The 22,751-nt window shown below is 44.5% G+C and carries 20 protein-coding genes; 16 read left to right on the forward strand and 4 right to left on the reverse strand.

The window, feature by feature from the left end; genetic code table 11:
* Positions 1–67: 67 nt before the first annotated feature.
* The 7 genes from R7E29_RS07035 (at position 68) to mnhG (ending at position 5,976) form a co-directional block, all read left to right on the forward strand.
* Positions 68–259 (forward strand): hypothetical protein, encoded by a 192-nt coding sequence (locus R7E29_RS07035; RefSeq protein ID WP_005373328.1) that lies wholly within the window; start codon positions 68–70, stop codon positions 257–259.
* A 164-nt stretch (positions 260–423) separates the two neighbouring features.
* Positions 424–3,093, forward strand: coding sequence for a hydrogen gas-evolving membrane-bound hydrogenase subunit E (mbhE, locus tag R7E29_RS07040; protein WP_318082518.1), 2,670 nt, complete (start codon positions 424–426; stop codon positions 3,091–3,093).
* Complete coding sequence (locus tag R7E29_RS07045; protein WP_054576082.1) at positions 3,093–3,446, forward strand: Na+/H+ antiporter subunit C; 354 nt, start codon at positions 3,093–3,095, stop codon at positions 3,444–3,446. Before mbhE ends, R7E29_RS07045 begins: the two co-directional genes overlap by 1 nt.
* Positions 3,443–4,939 (forward strand): Na+/H+ antiporter subunit D, encoded by a 1,497-nt coding sequence (locus R7E29_RS07050; RefSeq protein WP_054576081.1) that lies wholly within the window; start codon positions 3,443–3,445, stop codon positions 4,937–4,939. Before R7E29_RS07045 ends, R7E29_RS07050 begins: the two co-directional genes overlap by 4 nt.
* Positions 4,936–5,412, forward strand: coding sequence for a Na+/H+ antiporter subunit E (locus R7E29_RS07055; RefSeq protein WP_005373320.1), 477 nt, complete (start codon positions 4,936–4,938; stop codon positions 5,410–5,412). The genes R7E29_RS07050 and R7E29_RS07055 overlap by 4 nt, the downstream gene beginning before the upstream one ends.
* Positions 5,405–5,683, forward strand: a complete 279-nt coding sequence (locus R7E29_RS07060) for a cation:proton antiporter (RefSeq protein WP_005373317.1) — start codon at positions 5,405–5,407, stop codon at positions 5,681–5,683. The genes R7E29_RS07055 and R7E29_RS07060 overlap by 8 nt, the downstream gene beginning before the upstream one ends.
* Positions 5,683–5,976, forward strand: a complete 294-nt coding sequence (gene mnhG, locus R7E29_RS07065; RefSeq protein ID WP_005373314.1) for a monovalent cation/H(+) antiporter subunit G — start codon at positions 5,683–5,685, stop codon at positions 5,974–5,976. The genes R7E29_RS07060 and mnhG overlap by 1 nt, the downstream gene beginning before the upstream one ends.
* A gap of 19 nt (positions 5,977–5,995) precedes the next feature.
* Here the strand turns inward: mnhG and R7E29_RS07070 are convergent, their stop codons facing one another.
* A complete protein-coding gene (locus R7E29_RS07070; protein ID WP_005373312.1) occupies positions 5,996–6,703 on the reverse strand; it encodes a GntR family transcriptional regulator in 708 nt (235 codons plus the stop codon).
* A gap of 180 nt (positions 6,704–6,883) precedes the next feature.
* Between R7E29_RS07070 and R7E29_RS07075 the strand changes: the two genes are divergently transcribed.
* Together R7E29_RS07075 and R7E29_RS07080 are read left to right on the forward strand one after the other, a co-directional pair.
* The gene (locus R7E29_RS07075; protein ID WP_005373308.1) at positions 6,884–8,212 is read left to right on the forward strand and encodes a 6-phospho-alpha-glucosidase; all 1,329 of its coding nucleotides are present in this window, start codon (positions 6,884–6,886) and stop codon (positions 8,210–8,212) included.
* 55 nt (positions 8,213–8,267) lie between these two features.
* On the forward strand, positions 8,268–9,818 hold the full coding sequence (locus tag R7E29_RS07080; RefSeq protein ID WP_054576204.1) for an alpha-glucoside-specific PTS transporter subunit IIBC: 1,551 nt from the start codon (positions 8,268–8,270) through the stop codon (positions 9,816–9,818).
* 178 nt (positions 9,819–9,996) lie between these two features.
* On the opposite strand, the gene R7E29_RS07085 is transcribed toward R7E29_RS07080, so the two are convergent.
* The 3 genes from R7E29_RS07085 to R7E29_RS07095 all read right to left on the reverse strand — a co-directional run bounded on the left by R7E29_RS07085 (position 9,997) and on the right by R7E29_RS07095 (position 13,790).
* Positions 9,997–12,027: an acetoacetate--CoA ligase gene (locus tag R7E29_RS07085; RefSeq protein ID WP_155489398.1), complete on the reverse strand. Its 2,031-nt coding sequence runs from the start codon at positions 12,025–12,027 to the stop codon at positions 9,997–9,999.
* Between the two features lie 87 nt (positions 12,028–12,114).
* On the reverse strand, positions 12,115–13,041 hold the full coding sequence (locus R7E29_RS07090) for an electron transfer flavoprotein subunit alpha/FixB family protein (RefSeq protein ID WP_054576079.1): 927 nt from the start codon (positions 13,039–13,041) through the stop codon (positions 12,115–12,117).
* A complete protein-coding gene (locus R7E29_RS07095) occupies positions 13,038–13,790 on the reverse strand; it encodes an electron transfer flavoprotein subunit beta/FixA family protein (protein WP_054576078.1) in 753 nt (250 codons plus the stop codon). Before R7E29_RS07095 ends, R7E29_RS07090 begins: the two co-directional genes overlap by 4 nt.
* A gap of 155 nt (positions 13,791–13,945) precedes the next feature.
* Between R7E29_RS07095 and R7E29_RS07100 the strand changes: the two genes are divergently transcribed.
* From R7E29_RS07100 to R7E29_RS07130, 7 genes are all read left to right on the forward strand, one after another.
* Positions 13,946–15,583 carry an electron transfer flavoprotein-ubiquinone oxidoreductase gene (locus R7E29_RS07100; RefSeq protein ID WP_054576077.1) on the forward strand — a complete coding sequence of 546 codons (1,638 nt, stop codon included), beginning with the start codon at positions 13,946–13,948 and terminating at the stop codon, positions 15,581–15,583.
* 242 nt (positions 15,584–15,825) lie between these two features.
* Entirely contained in the window at positions 15,826–16,626 is an 801-nt protein-coding gene (locus R7E29_RS07105) for an ABC transporter ATP-binding protein (RefSeq protein WP_005373297.1), read from the forward strand.
* Complete coding sequence (locus R7E29_RS07110; RefSeq protein WP_054576076.1) at positions 16,626–18,578, forward strand: long-chain fatty acid--CoA ligase; 1,953 nt, start codon at positions 16,626–16,628, stop codon at positions 18,576–18,578. Before R7E29_RS07105 ends, R7E29_RS07110 begins: the two co-directional genes overlap by 1 nt.
* On the forward strand, positions 18,578–19,471 hold the full coding sequence (locus R7E29_RS07115) for a branched-chain amino acid ABC transporter permease (RefSeq protein WP_005373295.1): 894 nt from the start codon (positions 18,578–18,580) through the stop codon (positions 19,469–19,471). The genes R7E29_RS07110 and R7E29_RS07115 overlap by 1 nt, the downstream gene beginning before the upstream one ends.
* 11 nt (positions 19,472–19,482) lie before the next feature.
* Positions 19,483–20,550, forward strand: coding sequence for a branched-chain amino acid ABC transporter permease (locus R7E29_RS07120; RefSeq protein ID WP_005382737.1), 1,068 nt, complete (start codon positions 19,483–19,485; stop codon positions 20,548–20,550).
* A gap of 45 nt (positions 20,551–20,595) precedes the next feature.
* Entirely contained in the window at positions 20,596–21,840 is a 1,245-nt protein-coding gene (locus R7E29_RS07125) for an ABC transporter substrate-binding protein (RefSeq protein ID WP_005373285.1), read from the forward strand.
* An 80-nt stretch (positions 21,841–21,920) separates the two neighbouring features.
* Positions 21,921–22,742 (forward strand): ABC transporter ATP-binding protein, encoded by an 822-nt coding sequence (locus R7E29_RS07130; RefSeq protein WP_017633695.1) that lies wholly within the window; start codon positions 21,921–21,923, stop codon positions 22,740–22,742.
* The last annotated feature ends 9 nt before the right edge of the window (positions 22,743–22,751 follow it).

Consider the following 22,751-nt stretch of genomic DNA (forward strand, 5'->3'; position numbering starts at 1 on the left):
AGGAGGGAGATGGATCTCTAGAACATGGAATTATCAATGTATCAATAAGTTATCAGAGGAGAGTGACATGAAAAACCTATGCCCGAAATGCCACACAGAAATGATAGAACGTTCGAATGTTTATGTTTGTCCGAGAAATGATATCGGTGACTGCACCTACGATGCATTCGAGTTAGCTGATGACGATAATCCATATACATTCAGCCAAGAACACGTAAGTAGTGACCTACGTTCTTATGCCGTAGCAGACAGCAAATAGCGGTTTGTATCGGCGTTCCTCTAAGTAGCACTCAGTGATTACTGTTTGCTACTTTTCCCTTGGTTTCATGATCGTTTTTGAAGCGCTTGGGTTAAAACAATACAGTGGAGTTTGTCATTTGCGCCGAATAGGGCGTACCTTCTTATAATAACGAATGGGCTGCGATGTTGAATAACATAACGGGTAAAGAAAACCTGCCGAAAAACCTAGATAATCAGTTGGTCTTACTGATTTTCCCTGCGCTGCCAGTTTTAATCTTCTCTTTTCTCTTCTATATCTATACTCCTGCAGGCGTGAGCTGGAATGCGGAATGGATACCAAGCCTCGATATCAACCTTAGCTTTAGATTAGATGGTCTTTCATTTCTTTTTGCGGGACTGATCAGTGGGATTGGCGCACTGATTCAAATCTACGCTTTGGCTTATTTACGAGAAAGTGATAGCCGGTTTTCCTTTCATTTGTATCTAACCCTATTCATGCTTGCCATGCTAGGGATTGTGATGAGCGATAACATTCTGTTGTTATTTGTTTTCTGGGAACTCACCACCATCACTTCTTATTTACTGATCGGGTTTAATCACGAAAATAAAACGTCTCGGAAAAACGCCTTGCAGTCGCTGATTGTTACTGGTGCTGGTGGACTAGCGTTGCTAGCTGGTCTTATCTTGCTGGGAGCAATGGCAGGGAGTTATGAGCTAAATACCATTATCGAGCAGGCAGACACTATTGCGCAGCATGAATGGTTTATCCCATCTCTAGTGATCATACTACTCGGTGCATTTACTAAATCTGCGCAATTCCCGTTTCATTTTTGGCTACCTAACGCGATGGCAGCTCCCACTCCGGTCAGTGCGTATTTACACTCGGCAACAATGGTAAAGGCAGGCATTTACCTATTAGCACGTTTATCGCCAGTTTATGCCCACAGCGAGATCTGGTTTTATGCTTTAGTCATCACTGGGAGTATCACGGCCATTTGGTGCACATTTGTCGCATTAAAACAAACTGACTTGAAGCTGATGCTAGCCTACAGCACGAATGTTGCTTTGGGTAAATTAACATTATTACTAGGTATGGGCACAGATTTGGCTGTTAGTGCAGTATTGATGTTTATTCTCGCTCACTCTTTCTATAAAGCTGCGCTGTTTATGGTGGTGGGTAATATCGACAAAGCGACAGGAACACGAGATATTGATCAATTGTACGGTCTGAAGTCAGTTCTCGTCATCAGCATGGTTGCGGGGAGTTTGGCTGCATTGTCTAAAGCGGGGTTCCCGCCGTTGTTAGGTTTTTTGAGCAAAGAATACATGTACAAGTCCGCAGTAGAGCTCAATAACTGGATCGCCTTTGTACTATTAATCGTGAATATACTGATGGTCGCGCTAACCATTATGCTTATTGCGAGACCATTCTTTGCTCGCCGTGATCTCGTGCCGATTGAAACTAAACCAGTTGAGACAAAAAAAGCCATGTGGATCTCGCCTTTGCTCTTGGCACTTGGCAGTTTCCTGGTCCCGTTATTCGGTTTAAATTGGTTAGATCGCAATATTATTTTTCCGGGCTCTGCTGACATTCTGCCCACAGCAGCTCTTAAAGAGACATCACTATGGCATGGCGTGAATGTACCGTTAGTGTTAAGCGTTATTACGCTAGCGTTGGGGTATGTGGTGTACCGTGTTTATCCAGCTGTGTCTGCATTTTTTCAGCGGTTACATCTATTCGTCCCCAAAGCGGAGAATATTTTTGAACGACTATTAGATGGCATGATGACAGTGGCGAAGTGGCAAACGGCGCGGTTACAGCAAAAGAAATTGAGTCGCTATGTCCTATTATTTTTCACGGTACTTGCCGTTGCGTTACTGAGTCAGGTAGCGCTTATTCCTCTGCCTTTGGTTGGCGAACTTTCAAGTGTCACTTTCTATGAGATTGGTATTGCCTTATTGTTGATTGGTGCTGCGCTCGTATGTACGTTGTCCCACGCAAGACTTCTTGCGATTTCTGCGCTTGGTATGATTGGCTTCATGACCACGCTTGTTTTTATGATTTATAGCGCCCCGGACGTTGCGAAGACTTTACTGTTAGTGGAAACATTAATGGTGGTCTTTCTTGCATTGTTAATGCGTCATATGCCGCGTCTAGCCACCGTGCCCAAGCATTCAATAAAACGTAAAGTAGCGAATATTTGCATAGCAGGTGTGATAGGTGTTTCGGTTACTTTACTTTTGTTAGGAATCACGTCTCAGCCGATGGACTCTTCGGTGTCAGATTTCTTTGCAGAAAACAGTGTCCCGGGTGGACATGGGCGAAACATTGTTAACGTTATTCTGGTCGACTTTCGCGCATTTGATACATTGGGAGAAGTTGTCGTCGTTGTTATTGCAGGGATTGCGGCAGTGAGTTTGCTTAAGACAAGAGCGAAAAAGCAAAATCGTATCCAATCATTAATTTTTGCAACCACGGCACACATTGTTTCGGCACTCATGCTCGTATTTTCAGTGTATCTGTTGTTACGTGGTCATAATGAACCGGGTGGTGGCTTTATTGGTGCGTTGATTACCGTTATTGGTTTATCACTTCTCATGTTCGCGGAATCACCGAAATACGTTCGTTCTAGGTTGTATTTCAAACCGTTTCTCATTGCGTTATCTGGCATCGCATTGAGCTTAGTTTCTGGTGCTTTGAGCTTTGCGTTTGATAAACCGTTTTTGACCGGACTGTGGTGGAAAGACGTGATACCACTAGGGACGCCATTGGTTTTTGATGTTGGTGTTTACCTTGCCGTTATAGGTGGCGTGATGGGTATGCTGCTTCGTATTAATGAGGAGCTAGAGTGATGGAAATAGTCTGGAGTGTTGTCGTTGGAGTATTTGTCGCAGCAGGTGTTTATTTAATGCTTGAAAAGCATATCTTGCGCTTTTTGTTCGGCATCATGTTACTCAGTAGTGCGGTTAACCTTGCTATTTTTACCGCTGGGAGGCTGACGCCCGGAGAACCGCCATTGATTGGCGATAATGCTCTTTTACCACCAGATAGCGCGGCAAATCCTTTACCTCAAGCGCTTATCTTAACTGCGATAGTCATCGGTTTTGGACTACTTATTTTTGCTTTAATGCTGTTCTATCGAGCTTATAAAGACACTGGAACTGCAAACGTCGATGAAATGCAACGTTCTGAGGAGGGTCAATGAGTTCGATTTTGCTTACGTTACCGGTTGTTCTCTCGCTGAGTACGGCGTTGACTATCTTCTTCGTCCGTCGCTCAACAAAAAGTGTTGAGTGGTTGAGCGGTGTAAGTGCGATTTCGAACCTTTTCGTTGCGGGCTTTCTCACAGAAAAAATCATAAGTAATGGTATTCAAGCCGTTGCTTTTGGTCAGTGGAGTGCGCCATTTGGTATCGTGTTTGTCGCAGATTACCTCAGCGTTGCTATGGTGATGATAACGGCGGTGATTGGTGCGATATGTGTTGTCTACGCGATGGCGGACCTTCACCGAAAGCCCTCCTATAGCAATTACCATGCGTTAATGCACATGTTGCTTGCTGGCGTTTATGGCGCTTTCCTGACTGGAGATATTTTTAATCTGTACGTTTGGTTTGAGGTCATGCTCATTTCATCATTTGGTTTAATGGTGTTAGATGCAACGAAAACTCAAGTTGATGGTGCAGTAAAGTACGTGATGTTGAACCTGATTTCGACGCTGGTATTTTTGCTTGCTATCGGTTTATTGTATGGCGCAACGGGCACCTTGAACTTGGCCGATCTCTACACCAAAGTAGGGGAAAATGAATTGAGCATCAACATGATGCTGTCCGCGCTATTTTTGTTTGCCTTTTCTATTAAAGCGGCACTCTTTCCTTTATTTGCTTGGTTGCCAGCTTCTTATCACACGTTACCAAGCGGTGTGGTGGCACTGTTTGCCGCGTTGCTTACTAAAGTCGGTGTATACGCGTTGATAAGAGTCTTTACCTTGGTATTTCCGCTCGCCGAGAGTGGTTGGCAACCGACGTTAATTTGGGTCGCAGGGCTAACCATGTTAACGGGCGTTTTAGGAGCGGCTAGCCAGTTCGACATTAAGAAAATTCTTTCTTTTCATATTATTAGCCAAATAGGCTATATGATCATGGGGTTGGCTATTTACACTCCCTTAGCTTTAGCCGGTGCCATTTTCTACATTGTTCATCACATCATTGTAAAAGCGAATTTGTTCTTAATAGGTGGATTCATCGAGCGCAAATATGGCTCTAGTCAACTTGAACATTTGGGTGGGGTATATAAAGCTATGCCTTGGTTGGCGTTCTTGTTTCTTGTACCTGCGTTTTCTCTGGCCGGTTTCCCACCGCTATCGGGTTTCTGGGGAAAGCTATTGGTCATCAAGTCGAGCATACAGGCTGAATATTACTGGTTAGCAGGTACCGCGTTATTGGTGGGGTTGCTTACTGTCTACTCGATGACGAAAATTTGGAGTGAGGCATTTTGGAAAAAGCCATTTAGAGAGAAGCCAGAACAGACTCTGCAGGCCAAAGTACATTGGTTGTACTGCGTTCCAATTATTGTATTGACGACGTTGACGCTAATCATTGGCTTAGTGGCGGAGCCTTTTTATCAATTTTCCGTTCAAGCTGCAGAACAACTGTTAAATCCGGCTGAATACATCAGAGTGGTGTTAGGAGGAAATGCATGATCTATCTATTCCTCAATTTTTTCTTAGCATTAGCGTGGATGATGCTTAATGGCAGCTATTCGAGTCTGAATTTTGTTGTCGGATTTACGGTCGGTTTTTTTGCTTTAAGGTTGAGTCAACCATTTGGATTGAAAACGAGCTATTTTCAACGTTTTGCATCTGCATTGAAGTTATTGGTGTACTTCGCTTATGAAATGGTTATATCGGTTGCGAAAGTGGTGTGGGACGTCGTGACACCTACTCATTTGAGTCAGCCTGATATCGTTTATGTCCCTCTGGAGGTCGATTCTGATCTAGAAATCACATTACTGGCGAACATGGTTTCTTTAACACCGGGCACGCTTAGTTTGGATGTTACGGCTGATAAAAAGTATCTTATCGTTCATGCCATGTTTGCACCTGAACATGAAGAGGTTATTCGCGGAATTAAAGATGGGTTAGAGCATCGAATTTTGGAGGTGACGCGTGGATAGTTGGCTGCAAATAACGGTCACTTTTGCCTATTCTGGGCTACTACTCAGCTTTGTTATGGCTTTTGCTCGTTTAATTCTAGGACCAACGCTAGCTGATCGAGTTGTGGCGTTAGATCTGATTTCATTTATCACTATCGGATTTATTACGGTTTACACCTTAGACAGCGGTGAGGACGCTCTGTTAGACATCGCCATTACATTAGGTTTGGTCGCATTTCTCGGCACGATCGCATTTGCACGTTTGATCGTTAAAAGAAAGGAGAAAGAATAATGGACGTGTTGATTGGACTATTTTTATGCTTAGGAACATTGTTGACCTTGGTTGCAAGTCTAGGTGTCCTGAGGCTTCCGGATTTGTATACCCGAATGCATGCAGCGACCAAAGCTGGAACTGTCGGAGTGAGCTGCTTGTTATTAGCGGTCGCTTTCTCACTCCCTGAAGTTACCGTGATCTCTCGGGTTATCGGTACGATGTTGTTTATCGTTCTCACTGCGCCAGTCGCCTCCCACCTGCTCGGCAGAGCAATGCGAGAGGTCGGATATAAGATTTGGCGCAATGATTAACCATTAGCGTCGAATAGGACTACGTCCTAGTTGAAATAAACTCGAAGCTGTATTGATGAAGTCGGAAGTAATTGACGGTATATTCAAATGCACGACCATCTTCTAGGTAACCAGTGGACTCAACTTTTAGAATAGGGGAAGCTTCTGATTCATTCAGGTATGAGGCCGTCTCTGCATCTAACAAGTACGGTTTGACAGACTGACTGCTTTTCGCAATTTTCAATCCTTTGCTATTTTCAATGTACTCATATTTAGAACCATTCATTATGGCTATGCTCAAGTCTGGAAATAACACTGCTGGCATATGAGTGACTTCGTAAATTTCAGGCTCATCATTAATACATCTGAGTCTATGTATTTCATATGTATCATCATTGGGCGAGAGATTTAACTGCTTAGCAACCTGCTCATTCGGCTTTTTAAGTTCGAACTTTATGACTTGAGAGCTAGGCGTTTTCCCCTGTTTACTGACTTCCTCGATAAAACCCAGCAAATGTAAGGCATCATGTTGGGCTTTTAGATCGTTTACATAAGTTCCACTACCTCTTGTCCGACTAATTAAATTATTGTCGACCAGAATTTGTAAGCTTTTTCTGATGGTTACGCGGCTTACGGAAAACTCTTCTTGCAAATCACTCTCTTTTGGAAGCATCGATTTAGGTTGTAGTTCCCCATCTTTGATCTTTTTTTCTAATCGTTCCGCAATGTCTATGTATTTAGGTTTCATAATACCTCGCTAAGTCTTGGATCATGATAGCAAGAATGTGATCTGAGATGTAGTTAATACTTTTCCTTAGGATCTTTGTGTGATTTTTATCTCGTATCTTTGTGCTTACACTTTAAATGTATCATAAAAGTATTAATACTTATTTTGTACATTTTCAGGGTAAACATTTGAGGTAGCGAAATGAAACGTCAAAAATTAACGATTGTTGGTGCTGGCAGTACATACACACTTGGTATGATGAACAGCCTTATTGCCGAAAAAGACAACTTTCCACTCGCAAAAGTCGTGTTTTACGACATAGATGAGAAACGCCAAGAGTCGAATGCATTAGCTACTGAAATTCTATTGCGAGAACACTATCCAGAAGTTGAAGAGTTTGTTTATACAACGGATAAATCTGTCGCATTCGCAGATTCGGACTTTTTCTTTATCCAGATCCGCACTGGCGGGTTGGCCATGCGCGAGCGCGATGAACAAATCCCGCTATCCAACTCTTGTGTTGGGCAAGAGACATGTGGCGCGGGAGGAATGGCATATGGACTTCGCTCTATCGGCGATATGATCCAGCTAGTGAACGAGATCCGACAAACGTGTCCAGATGCGTGGATTCTTAATTACACCAACCCGGCGGCAATTGTCGCTGAAGCTTTAAATCGTGAATTTCCGCATGATAAGCGAATTCTAAATATTTGTGATATGCCAGCAGCGATTATGGTCAGCTATGCGCAATTGTTAGGGTGTGAAATTTGGGACTTTGTTCCTGAATATTTTGGGCTTAATCACTATGGCTGGTTTACCAAAATTCGTAATAAACAGGGTGAAGACTTAACGGATAAAATTAAAAATATCATCCTAAAAGAAGGGATCAGTGCGGTTGATGCGGAAATAGCGGATGACCCATCGTGGCAAGCCACATTCAAAAACATGAGAACAATGCTTGCTGATAATCCAGAGTTTTTGCCGAATACGTATCTTCAGTACTATTTGTACCCTGAAAAAATGGTGGCGAAAGAGGATATCAATAATACTCGTGCAAGGCAGGTAATTAACGGCCGTGAGAAACGAGTGTTCGAATTGAACGCAAGAATAATTGAAGCGGGCACCACGAAGCACGAAACACTGCATGCCGATATCCATGGTCGATACATGGTGAGAGTCGCGGCTTCGCTAGCCTACAACTTGAGCGATGTGTATCTCGTCATCGTACCGAATAATGGTGCTATTACAAATTTACAAAATGATGCCATGGTAGAAGTTCCAGCTGCGCTAACTAGTGATGGACCGAAAGCTTTTACTGTAGGAAAAATCCCAACCTTCCAAAAAGCCATGATTGAGAGCCAACTTGGTTACGAGAAATTAGTTGTGGATGCTTGGTACGAAGGAAGTCAGCAAAAGCTGATTAATGCACTCACACTTAACCGTACCGTGGTTAATGTGCCAAAAGCTAAAGAAATAACAAAACAATTACTAGAAGAAAATAAAGCCTACCTTCCTCAATTTTTTCAATAACAACTGGACGTTCGGAGCCTACTTGTAGGCTCCGTGAATGAAACAAGAGGTTTATATGAAAGATATTATTCAAAGGTTCGGGGCCGCGATGTTTGTTCCCGTTCTATTATTTCCAGCAGCGGGCATGTTATTGGGTTTCTCTGTTGTGCTGTTAAATCAAGAAGTGTTTCCTTGGGCACTAGAGGGGAGTGCTTGGGTTAAAGTCTCGACGATCATTTTACAGGCATCACTCGCTGTATTTAAAAATATGGCACTTATTTTTGCCGTTGGGTTACCTATCGCTTTAGCTAAAAAAGCATCTGGTCGCGCTGTACTTGCAACACTTGTTTCCTATATTACGTATAACTACGTTATTGGTGGAATCCTTCAATTTTGGGGGCCAGAACTGGGCGTGAACTATACGGAAGGTGAGCGAGGTTTGACTGAAGTTGGTGGCATTCTAACGCTTGATACCAACTTGCTAGGTGCCATTTTAATTGCAAGTCTCTCTGTTTGGGTTCACAACCGATTCTTTGATAAAAAGCTACCGGATTGGGCAGCTGTATTTGGCGGAACGCCATTGGTTGTGATCATTAGTTTCCCCATTATGGTCGTGATGGCAATTCTAACTTGTTTGACTTGGCCAAGTATTCAGCATGGTATTAATAATCTGCAATCATTCTTGGTTTCTGCTGGATCGTTAGGGGTATGGCTATTTACGTTTTTAGAGCGAATCATGATACCAACGGGGTTGCATCATTTCGTATATGGTCCCGTTTTTTATGGGCCAGTTGCAGTCGATGGCGGAACGGTTGCCTATTGGATTCAAAATATACAGACATTCGCCCAGAGCTCGGAAAGTTTAACGACACAATTTCCTCAGGGTGGTTTGATGTTGACGGGAATGGGTAAAGTGTTTGGTTGTACGGGTATCGCACTAGCACTCTATTCAGTTGCGAAAAAAGAAAATAAAAAGATGGTGATGGGGTTAGTGCTCGGAGCCGCAATCACAGCAATTCTTACAGGGATCACCGAACCAATAGAGTTTACATTCTTATTTATCGCACCTGCGCTGTTTGCTTTGCATGCGTTGTTATCTGCGACAATGGCAACGATCGCCTTTATGTTTGGTGTTTCCGGTAACTTTCAGACTGGCTTGATAGACTTCATTTTCCAAAACTGGTTGCCTTTGGCTGGTAACCATGCGGGAACATACGTGATTCAGATTATTATTGGTCTCATGTTTACTGGTGTTTACTTTGTTACGTTTCGCGCGCTTATTTTAAAATACAACATACTTACTCCGGGACGTGAAGGTGCAGATAGTAAGTTATATTCAAAAGCTGACTACAAAGAAGCGAAAGCGGTCCATAACAGTAGCGCAAGTCCGTCACAAGCTAGTGCCTTTATTGAAGGTTTGGGTGGAAAAGAAAACATTGAATTGTTAACTAATTGCGCGACGCGTCTGCGTGTTAAAGTTAAAGATGTCTCTCTGGTAAAGGAGAACGCATTTTTCACACAGCACGGAGCGGTGAATATTGTTAGAAATCAAGAGAGCCTTCAAATCATCGTTGGTTTAACGGTGCCACAAGTTCGCGAAGATATGAGCCAACTGATAAAAGCTTAACCCCCAAACTAATGCTCCAGCTCATATGGCTCAAAGGTGAGATAGAATTATCTCACCTTTTTTGTGTACATGAAGCATATTTCGCGCAGTTTCCACGAAAGTGGGGAGGAGTTATCGAGCGAGCTAAAAATACAGTTAGGTTATACCCGTCTGTATTGTTGGAAGACTTGTTGAGTCTCTAAGTGACGGTGGCGCCACTTTCTATGTTGAAAAGCGTTTTAATTTCTTCCAGCACTTCTGGGTTAGCAATAGCACCAATGTTTTTTACAGCTTGTCCGTTTACCAATTGTTTCACTGCTAGCTCAACCAATTTGCCTGAGCGCGTTTTAGGAATATTACTGATAGCAAAAATTTGTCGTGGGACATGGCGCGGTGAACATTTTGTTTTCAATGTTTGGCGAATTGAATCGGTGAGTTGTTGGGTTAACTCGACGTTGTGAGCGAGTTTTACTAGTAACCAGATTTCTTCAGACTGCTGGTTTAACTTGCCGACAGCGATGGAGTCTTCAACCTCGGGTAACGCGTTCACTTGTTGATAGATTTCAGCGGTACCGATTCGTACGCCGCCTGGATTTAAGGTTGCGTCACTACGGCCATAAAAAATAAAGCCGCCATGTTCGGTTTGCATCACATCGTCGCCATGGTGCCAGATATCGGTAAACTTGCTCCAATAAGCGTTGTGATAACGTTCGCCGTTGTCGTTCCAGAAACCAATAGGGAAGCTAGGTAGTGAGTTATTACAAGTCAGTTCGCCACGTTTTTGCGTAATAGTATGTCCATCACCCTCTAGAACACGTGCGTCGATTCCCAGCCCTGCGCCTTGGCATTCACCTTTGTAAACTGGTGAGATTGGGTTTCCAAGTACAAAGCATCCGCAAATATCTGTGCCGCCAGCAATAGAAGCGAGATGCAAGTCCTGCTTGATGTGCTGATAGACATAATTAAATTGTTCTGGGTAAAGCACCGAACCAGTTGAGCACAGAGTTTTGAGTGACTTCAAGTTATGTTCTAGTTTTGGAGAGCAGTTCGCATGCTCCAGTGCTTCTAAGTATTTCGCTGAAGTACCAAACAGCGACACGTTATGTTCTTCTGCTAATCGCCATAAGACGGAGTGATCAGGATAAACCGGACTACCGTCGTAAATCACTAAGGTTGCTCCACTCGCAAGAGCGGAAACATGCCAGTTCCACATCATCCAACCACATGTTGTGTAGTAGAAAATCTTGTCTTGCGATTTGATGTCGCAATGCAGTTGATGTTCTTTGAGGTGATTGAGCAAGGTACCGCCTGCGGAATGGACAATACACTTAGGTTGACCTGTTGTACCAGAAGAATACAAAATGAATAACGGGTCATTAAACAGCGTTGGTTGATATTGAATTGATTGTGGAGAAAAGTGGTGAGTAATATCGGACCAAGAAACAAACTCAGAAGTGCTAGCACTCTCAGCGTTTTGTAAATATTCGATTTGGCATACGCTAATAGTAGTCTCTTCGGAGGCACTGCTTAACTTACTACTAAGAGTGGTGTTCTTGTCCGTCATATCGAAAGCTTTGCCTCCGAACTGGTAGCCATCACAGCAAAAAAGAACTTTCGGTTTGACCTGACCAAAACGCTCTACGACGCTATCGATACCAAAATCAGGAGAGGTTGAAGTCCAAATGGCACCAAGACTGGTGGTGGCCAGCATGGCAATAACGGTTTCAGGAAGGTAGGGCAAATAACCCGCAACGACATCGCCTTTACCGACACCACAATTGAGTAGCCATTGTTGAATGGCGGAAACTTGTTCAAGCAACTGTTTACCGGTGAGTTGTCGGTGTTCACCGCTTTCATTGCTAAAAACAATAAACTCACGCTCTGGTGCTTGTTCAGCCTGAGATAGGAGGTTCTCTGCGTAGTTCAGCGTGGCGTCAGCAAACCATACTGTGTCTCTATTTACATGGTGATGATTAGAACCTGTTTGTGTCCATTTGGGACTGCCAAGGCTCTTGATTTGCGAACCTATATCTCCGATTACGTTGCAAAACTGCCAAGTATGTCGCCAAAATTCATCATTGTGCTCAATGGACCACTGGTGTAGAGACGTGTAATTGTTGATTACGGTACCTTCGGCTTTGTCTTTATTAACCTTTTCGATGAACCGTAATAAGTTGCTATTGCTGACGCGCTCAGCAGATGGTGACCAAATAGGTGCAGAATTTGGCATAGGTCCCTCTAATTTCAATTCTTTTGAATATGACCAAAAACAAAATAAAGGGGCGAACATAGCAGTGTTCGCCCCTTATCTGATCGTTTAAAGTTGTTCGGCAAGCTGAGGTAGTACCTCAAATAAATCACCAACCAATCCATAGTCGGCAACTTCAAAGATAGGAGATTCTGGATCTTTGTTGATCGCGACAATCACTTTGGATTCCTTCATTCCTGCAAGATGCTGGATAGCTCCGGAAATCCCAACCGCTATATAAAGCTTAGGTGCAACGATTTTACCGGTTTGACCCACTTGTAAGTCGTTGGCAACAAACCCGGCATCAACCGCCGCGCGAGAAGCGCCAATGGCAGCACCTAGTTTATCGGCCACTTGTTCGATCAACGCGAAGTTCTCTTTGCTACCGACCCCGCGTCCACCTGACACAACCACCTCTGCCGCGCTTAATTCAGGGCGCTCTGACACGGTTTTATCGACAGAAACCAATTCAACCATTGGAGCTGAGATAGTGACCTGCTGATGCTTAATATCGGCTTGGTTGTGACAAGTAACCGGCTCAAACGCAGACGCGCGCACGGTGACGACGCGAACCTTGTCGCAGGTGGTCACTTTGGCAAATGCGTTTCCTGCGTAAATAGGGCGGATAAAAGTGTTTTCATCGATAACTTGGACAATATCGGAAATTTGCCCAACGCCGAACTTCGCTGCTACTCGCGGTGCAAGATCTTTCCCTTTTGATGATGAGCTAGCCCAGATTGCGTCAAAACCTTCAGCAATACTCACTACAATAGGTGCGATACTCTCGGCAAATTGATGCTTAAGTTGCTCATCATCGACACAAATTACGTTTGATATACCATCAACGCGACAAGCTTGCTGAGCGACTTCTTCACACTGGTGGCCCACTACGATCAAAACATTGTCTTGGCTGACTTGTTTTGCTGCATTAACCACTTTGAGTGTGTCCGCATGCAATTGGTTATTGTCATGCTCTGCTATGATTAAGTTCTTCATGAAATCACCTTCGCTTCGTTACGCAGCTTATCGAGAAGCTCTGAGACAGATTCAACCTTGATGCCACCTTTTCTTTGCGCTGGCGGTGTGATTTCTTGAATGGTTTGGCTAAATACCACTTCAACACCCAGACTGTCAGGTGTGATGGTATCTAACGGCTTGCGCTTAGCTTTCATGATATTAGGCAAAGAGGCAAAACGCGGTTCATTCAGGCGTAAGTCAGTACTGATCACCGCAGGTAAGTTCATCGTGACCGTCATCAAGCCGCCGTCCACTTCTCTCACGACCTGAACTTTTTGATCTTCAATCTTCACGTCGGAAGCGAAAGTTGCTTGAGGCCAGTCAAGTAGGGCGGCCAGCATCTGAGCCACTTGGTTGTTGTCCGTATCAATGGATTGTTTACCCGTAATCACAAGCTGTGCTTGTTCTTGCTCAACTAGAGCTTTGAGCAGCTTAGCAACAACTAATGGCTCTATTTTGTCTTCAGTATCGACATGAATAGCGCGATCGGCGCCTAATGCAAGCGCGGTACGTAGTTGCTCCTGACACTGGCTACCGCCAGCACTGACAACGATGACTTCATCTGCAATACCTTGCTCCTTTAGTCGTACGGCTTCTTCAACGGCTATTTCGCAAAATGGATTAATCGTCATCTTGACGTTATTGGTTTCAACATCGCTATGGTCCGCTTTCACGCGAACTTTAACGTAGGGATCAATGACCCTTTTGATTGGCACTAGTATTTTCACGTTAGATTCCTTTTACAGTGAAGACTATGTGTTTACAGTGAAGACGATGTGATGACGTCTTTAAAATGATGTTAATTTACCTTTACGTTTGCGTCAACTTTAAATATATTGTTGATTAACAAGTTGGCAACATGCAAAGAAAAAGGAATGCAATCATGGAAAGAGACTGCATGGAATTTGATGTTCTGATTGTAGGCGCTGGTCCCGCAGGTTTGTCTGCGGCATGCCGAATCAAACAATTAGCAGCAGAAAAAAAACAAGACCTCTCTGTTTGCGTGGTAGAAAAAGGTTCTGAAGTTGGAGCGCATATTTTATCGGGTGCGGTGTTTGAAACGCGGAGTTTGGATGAGCTTTTTCCCGACTGGGAAGAGAAAGGCGCTCCGCTCAATACCAAAGTAAACCAAGATAAAACCTACTATCTAGGCAATGACATCAATGGTCATGAACTGCCTTCTTGGGCGGTGCCTAATACGTTACATAACAAAGGTAATTACATCATAAGTTTGGGCAGTCTATGCCGATGGATGGCGTTGCAGGCTGAGAACTTGGGGGTGGAGGTCTACCCAGGTTTTACCGCCAGTCAAGCGATCATCGATGAAGATAGTCGTGTTTGTGGCGTGATCACGGGCGATATGGGATTAGATAAAAATGGTGAACAAAAAGGAAATTTCGAACCTGGTATTGAACTGCGAGCGAAGTTTACTTTATTTGCTGAAGGCGCACGGGGGCATATTGGTAAGCAGTTGATTAACCGATTTAATCTTGCTGAAGAGAAAACGCCTCAACACTACGCTATCGGTTTTAAAGAGCTGTGGGAAATCCCATCAGAGCAGTATCAGCAAGGTTTAGTAGTGCACGGATTAGGTTGGCCGTTATCAAATGAAGCTACAGGTGGCAGTTATCTCTACCATTTAGAGGGAAACCAAGTTGCCGTCGGGTTGATTGTTGACTTGAATTATAAGAATCCGCACTTGAGTCCATTTGATGAGTTTCAACGTTTTAAACACCACCCGTTGATTGAGCAATACCTCAAAAATGGGAAGCGTATTAGCTATGGCGCGAGAGCGATTACCAAGGGCGGCTTTCATTCGCTTCCCACGCAGCAGTTTGCTGGTGGCTTGTTAATTGGCTGTGATGCAGGAACACTTAACGGCGCTAAAATCAAAGGCACACACACCGCAATAAAATCTGGAATGCTTGCTGCTGAAGCAGTATGTGAAGCCCTTGAGAGTCAGTCAGTTACTGCTGATTATCAAAAGCATTTCAAACAGTCTTGGCTGTATGAAGAGCTTTATCAAGCACGTAACTTCTCAAGTGGAATCCACCGCTTTGGATCGTGGCTGGGCGGTGGTTTAGCGCTGCTGGAACATAACGTGTTAAAAGGTAAAGCTAAGTGGCATATCCGCTGTGATAAGCCTGATCATCAGTCTCTGTTATTGGCGGAAAACAGCAATGAAATTGTCTATCCGAAGCCTGATGGCGTGTTAAGTTTCGATCGCCTCTCTTCCGTTTATCTATCCAATATCTTCCATGAGGAAGATCAACCATGCCACTTACGACTGGAGAACCAGCGGATCCCTATTGAGCAGAACCTTGAATTATATGCAGAGCCAGCACAGCGCTATTGTCCGGCTGGCGTGTATGAAATCGTACAGGGGGAGCAGCAGCCAGAGCTGCAAATAAATGCGGCCAACTGTATCCACTGTAAGACCTGCGACATCAAAGATCCAAGTCAAAATATTACCTGGACTCCGCCAGAAGGTGGTGGTGGTCCGAACTATCCAAATATGTAAGCGTTTGAGAATAATTTTTATTAACAATTTATTTACTTAAAGTTTGCGTTAGTTCAAATCTTTCTCGATGAACTCGATTGCAACTTAATCTTTCAGGCACTATTCTGATTTTAAATTGACGTTTACGTAAACTGAATACAAAGTTGATGCATAGGTGTAAAAGCGGTTACCAGTATCAAAGTTAGGTTTGATCAAATAGTGCTCAATGGAACGCACTTAAAATAACGAAAGGGAGATCAACTATGGTATCGGAATCGCCTCTGTTGCAGGTAAACGATATTTCATTGGCTTTTGGTGGGGTGAAAGCTTTAACTGACGTGAGCTTCCATGTGAATGAAAAGGAAATTTTTTCAATCATTGGTCCAAACGGTGCAGGTAAAACCTCAATGCTCAATTGCATCTCTGGTCGATACACACCAAACAAAGGCTCTGTAATCTTCGCTGGAGATGACGTAACTAAACGGACACCTAGCCAACGAGCTGAGTTAGGGTTGGGAAGAACCTTCCAAAACTTAGCGCTCTTTTCTCACATGTCGGTACTGGACAACATCATGGTTGGCCGACACCACCTACTAAAAAACAACTTCGTCACGGGGCCACTCTATTGGTTCTCTAATGCGCAGAAAGAAGAGATGGCGCACCGCAAATATGTGGAAGACGTGATCGATTTTCTAGAAATCCAGCACATCCGAAAAGCGACTGCAGGCACCCTATCTTACGGCTTACGTAAGCGTGTAGAGCTTGCTCGTGCCATTGCCTTAAAACCTAAGTTACTGCTGCTTGATGAACCAATGGCAGGTATGAACTTGGAAGAAAAGGAAGACATGGCACGTTACATCATGGATCTGAATGAAGAATTAGATATCACGATCATCATGATTGAGCACGACATGGGCGTGGTCATGGACATCTCTAATCGCGTTTTGGTTTTGGATTTCGGTAAACACATTGCTACGGGTGAGCCTGAAGAAGTGATGGCCAACCCACATGTGAAACAAGCGTACTTAGGCGAAGAGTTACCGACATTAGAGGAGAGTGCATAATGGCACAGCAACATAATGATTGGGCAGATATAACCCGCTTAGATACCTTTCCAAAAGTGTTGCAACACAATGCCAAGAACTGGCCCGAACAAGTCGCAATGCGTGAAAAGGAGTTTGGTATTTGGCGAGAGTTCACTTGGAAGGATTACGAAAACCGCGTCAAGTGGATGGCACTGGCACTACAAGATTTGGGTATTGGTGAGCAAGATGTCGTTGGTTTGTTAGGTGATAACCGCCCGGAATGGGTATGGGGCGAGTTAGCGGCACATGCGATCAAAGGTTTCTCGCTGGGCATCTATCAAGATTCTATGCACGAAGAGGTGGCGTACCTTATCAACTATGCCAAAGCAAAAGTCGTGATTGCCGAAGATGAAGAGCAATGCGACAAGCTGCTTGAGCTTGGTGATGAAATTCCTAGCGTTGAATACATTATTTACTGCGATCCTCGTGGAATGCGTAAATACGATGATCCAAGATTGATTGATGTTGAACAGGTCTACAAAAAAGGTCAGCTGATTGATAAAGCGGACCCAGACAAATATCTCAATATGGTTGTTGAAACCAAAGGCAGCGATCTTTCAATTCTTTGTACAACGTCGGGTACGACTTCTAAACCAAAATTGGCTCAGCTACACAGTGGCACGTTCTTGGATCACTGTGCGGCTTACTTGCGTGCAGACCCTCGTTCCCCAGGCGACAACTACGTTTCTGTTCTGCCTTTGCCTTGGATTATGGAGCAGGTTTACGTGGTTGGTCAGGCGTTGATTTCTCGTCAAATCGTTAACTTTGTGGAAGAACAAGAAACCATGATGTCCGACTTGCGTGAAATCGGTCCAAACTTTGTGCTGTTAGCGCCACGTGTGTGGGAAAACATTGTGGCAGACGTGTCTGCACGAATGATGGATTCGACACCGTTTAAGCAAAAGATGTACAAACTGGGCATGAGCTTAGCCAACAAAGCGTTAGAGCAGGGCAAACGTTCTAAACTCGCCGAATGGATTCTTTTGCGTGCTTTGCGAGACCGTTTAGGCTTTTCGAACCTAACATCTGCTGCAACGGGCGGCGCGGCGATGGGGCCTGATACTTTCCGTTACCTACAAGCTATTGGTGTGCCACTTAAGCAGCTTTATGGTCAGACCGAAATGTGTGGCGCATACACCGTGCACCAAGCGGATGATGTGGATTACGATTCCGTTGGTGTTGCGTTTGATAATGCAGATGTGAAAGTCATCAACCCGGACAGCAATGGCGTTGGTGAAATCATCGCGAAAAGTACAGGCATGTTTACTGGCTACTTAAACAACCAAGCAGCATATGATGAAGATGTTCAAGATGGTTGGATGCACACAGGCGATGCGGGCTATTTTAAAGATTCCGGTCACTTGGTGGTGATTGATCGTCTGAAAGATATGTCGGAAACCAGCCATGGCGACCGTTATTCGCCACAGTTTATCGAAAACAAACTCAAGTTCTCGCCGTTTATTGCAGAAGCCGTGGTGGTAGGTAAAGGTCGACCTTGGCTGTCTGCCATCATCTGTATTCGCTATGCGATCGTCGCGAAGTGGGCAGAGCAACGCGGCTTGGCATTTACCAACTACACCAACTTATCTGCTCAACCAGAAGTGTACCAAGCGATTCGTGAAGAAGTTCAAAAAGTGAACGAATCCCTACCGGATGCACAGAAAATCAGCAAATTCATTCTACTTTACAAAGAGTTGGATGCCGACGATGGCGAGTTAACTCGTACGCGTAAAGTGCGTCGTGGTGTGGTTGCAGAGAAATACGGAGACATCATCGAAACCATCTACAGCGACGATCCAAAAGTCGATGTCGATACAGTGATCACTTATCAAGATGGCACTAAAACACGCATTCAAACGTCGCTAGTTATTGAAACGCTTATTGAGCATGAGCCAACACTAGTGGATAGCGAACAACGGAGGATCGCATAGTGAATACGGATTTATTACTGCAACTCGTCATTAATGGCGTGATCGTTGGCATGTTGTATGGCGTTGTCGCCATGTGCTTTGTATTGATTTACAAATCGACCCAGGTGGTCAACTTTGCTCAGGGTGAGTTCTTGTTGATTGGCGCATGGGTATGTTGGGCGGCATTGGTGCACCTACAGTTACCGTTTTTTATTGGCTTTTTACTCACGCTCGCGTTCATGATGATTTTTGGTATCGCCGTGCAAACCATTGTGCTCAGACCGTTGATTGGTGAACCGATTATCTCTGTGATCATGGTGACCATCGGTCTATCGATGTTTTTCCAAGCGCTGATGAAGTGGATATTCGGTGTCTCTGCTGTGTCGTACCCGCAAGTGTTCGAAACCAACGTGGTAAATATCGGAGGTTTGAATGTTGAGTTTGCTTACATTCTGAGCTTGATCTTCTCAATGCTCATCATGGGCGCGTTCTACTGGTTCTTCAAATTCAGCAAAATGGGTCTGGCAATGCGCGCAACGGCATTCAACCAGCAAGTAGCCCAGAGTCTTGGCATTTCCATCAAGAAAGTGTTCGCCATCAGTTGGGCCATTTCGGCAATGGTATCTGCAACAGCAGGGATTGTTATCGGTATCGTTAACGGCGTATCTGACGCGCTATCCATTATTGGTATCAAAGTTTTCCCAGCCGTTATTTTAGGTGGCTTAGACTCGGTAGTCGGCGCAATTGTCGGTGGTATTACCATCGGGGTGCTAGAAAACTTGGCTGAGTTTTTTGATAGCCAATACCTGCAAGTGGGTAACCTGTACAACATCGCACCATTCTATGTGCTGTTAATCATTCTTGCCTTCAAGCCATATGGCCTGTTTGGTACCAAAGATATTGAGCGTATTTAAGGAGAAATAACATGGCTCAACTTAGCATGCGCCCATGTGGGGATTTTCGAACCACATACAAAAGCGATACGCCAATTTTTGAAACCAAAACCATCAGAAGCCTTGCGATTGCAGGTGTCATCGCCATGCTGGCAGCACCGCTGGTCTTGGATATTTACTTCCTAAACCTGTTTATTCAGATTGCATACCTCGGTATCGCGGCATTGGGCTTAAACATTTTGGTTGGTTTTACCGGACAAATCTCGCTAGGTCACGGTGCGTTCTTTGGCTTTGGCGCCTTTGCATCGGCTTGGCTAAATAACCAGTTTAACATTCCAGTCGTGTTTGCGATTCCGCTCGCGGGTTACTTAACCATGATTGTGGGGATGCTGTTTGGTCTGCCAGCTGCTCGAATTAAAGGTTTATACCTAGCTATCGCAACGTTGGCGGCGCAGTTTATTCTAGAGGACTTCTTTGCTCGCGCAGATTGGTTCAGTGGCGGCTCATACGGTGCTAGCGCGAACCCAATTAATTTGTTTGGCTTTGAGTTTACGACTGACGAAAGCTTCTTCTACATCGCTCTGTTTGCGCTGATCTTCATGTATATGTGGGCATCAAACTTAATCCGTTCTCGTGACGGTCGCGCGTTTGTCTCAGTACGAGATCACTATCTATCAGCAGAGATCATGGGCATCAACCTAACCAAGTATCGTCTGCTCTCATTTGGAGTGTGTGCATTCTATGCAGGCATCGGGGGGGCACTCTACGGACATTATCTAGGGTTTGTATCAGCAGAAGGCTTCACCATCATGATGTCTATCCAGTTCTTGGCAATGATCATCATTGGTGGCTTGGGTTCAGTCAAAGGCACATTGATGGGGACGATATTTATCGTATTGCTGCCTGAAGTTTTGGAGTTTGGCGTAACGGGGCTTTCAGCGTTTGGTGATACCACCGCTTTCACTGATGGTCTGGCTTACTTCAAAGAGATGGCGATTGGTTTAGTCATCATGTTGTTCCTTATTTTCGAACCTCAAGGATTATCGCATCGCTGGCAACAGATTCGAGCATATTGGAAACACTATCCGTTCTCATATTAACGTGGAATTAAGTGGAATATACCTCAATAACAAGGACAACGAGTTATGAACAAAGGACATTTAGCGACAACGTTGGTGCTGTCATCTGCACTGTTTACTACCGCAACTTGGGCAAAAGATTCTGTGTTTGTCGGGCAATTAGTCGACTTTTCTGGACCAACTGCCTATGTGAGCAAGCCTTATGGTTCTGGCGTGCGAGACGCATTGCGTTGGATTAACCAAAACGGTGGCATTAACGGTACCGAGCTCGAATTTGAAACAGTAGACATGGCGTACAAAGTACCAGTGGCGATTTCTAACTATAAACGTTGGGTTGCGCGTAAAGACATGGTTGCGCTGCAAGGTTGGGGTACGGCGGATACCGAAGCGCTTATTTCGTTTGTTACCAAAGACAAAGTGCCGGTGTTCTCTGCTTCTTACTCTGGTCACTTAACTGACCCAACTGGCAAAAACCCAAAAACCGCGAAACCAGCGCCTTATAATTTCTTTTATGGTGCGTCGTACTCAGATGCGTGCCGTGCGCTAGTTAAGTGGGCGAAAGAAGATTGGGAATCTAAGGGCAATCAAGGTGCGCCGAAATTTACGCACATTGGCGATAACCATCCATTCCCGAATGCGCCAAAAGAAGCGTGTGCAGAGTACGCCAAAGAGCTTGGTTTTGATGTGCAAAACCCAGTCGTTGTGTCACTAAAACCAGGGGACTTTAAAGCGCAATGTTTGTCGCTGAAAGAGTCAGGCACCAACTACGGTTACATTGCCAATATCGGTAGCTCGGTTATCTCACTAGTGAAGTCTTGTAACACGGTTGGGACAGAGTTCCAGTACATGGCAAACATTTGGGGCGGCGACAAGCCAGTGCTTGAAGCAGCAGGCGATGGCCTTAAAGATTACGTTTTCCCAGGTATGACGGCGTTTTGGGGAGACGATAATGAAGGCATGAAACTGGTCCGTGAGATTTCTAAGCAGTCTGAATCAGAGCCGGGCGAATTCAGAACTCACCATTACATTCGCGGTATTTGTTCTGCGTTCTATATGAAAGAAGCAATGGAGTGGGCGAAAGACAACGGTGGCATCACAGGTGAAAACATCAAGAAGGGCATGTATGTCCATGACAACTGGGTACCACAAGGCTTAGAAGGTGTTTGTGTCCCTGCGAACTGGAAACCGGAAGATCACCGAGGCACAACAACCGTGAACGTCTTTATGGGCAACAACGATGGCGGCGCAGTTGATATTAAGAAAGTATCTCAGGTGACATTGTCACGTCGTGACGATTGGCTAGGTTACTAATCTACGACTTATTAATAACAAAGCTTACTGAAAATAAGGATGGGTGAGAGAACACTCTCACCCTAGCAAGGAGTAGTTTGATGGCTGAATTAGCAACGAATATCGAACCGGCAGAAATACTGCTTTCAGTGAACAACATTGAAGTCGTCTACGACGAAGTAATACTAGTACTTCGCGGTGTGAGTTTAGAAGTTCCAAAAGGGCAGATTGTGACCTTACTGGGCGCCAACGGTGCGGGTAAATCCACAACGTTGAAAGCCATTTCTGGTTTATTGAAAACCGAAGATGGTGAAGTGACGCGCGGCGAAATCAACTTCATGGGCGAGCGTATAGACAACAAAAGCCCGGAAGAGATCGTCCGTTCGGGCATCTTCCAAGTTATGGAAGGGCGCCGAATTGTTGAAGATATGACGGTAATAGAAAATCTTCGCTTAGGCGCTTATACACGCTCTGACAACGAAGTTGAACAAGACATCGAAATGGTGTTTGACTATTTCCCGCGACTCAAAGAGCGCACTGGCCTGGCGGGCTATTTGTCTGGCGGTGAGCAACAAATGTTAGCGATTGGCCGAGCGTTAATGGCTCGACCGAAGATGATTTTGTTGGACGAACCGTCTATGGGGCTTTCTCCACTGCTAGTTAAAGAAGTATTCAGCATTATTAACAAGATCAACAAAGAGCAAGGTATTACCATGCTTTTGGTTGAACAGAATGCCAACTTCGCTCTTCAAGCGGCCGATTACGGTTACATCATGGAATCAGGCAAAATCGTACTAGATGGCAGCAAGCACGAATTGCTAAACAATGAAGACGTAAAAGAATTCTACCTTGGCGGCGGCGATGAAGATCGCAAGAGCTTTAAGAATCTGAAATCTTACAAACGTCGTAAGCGTTGGTTGTAAGGAGCAAGG

The organism is Vibrio sp. Vb1729 (genome assembly GCF_033338655.1).
GTDB lineage: Bacteria > Pseudomonadota > Gammaproteobacteria > Enterobacterales > Vibrionaceae > Vibrio > Vibrio alginolyticus.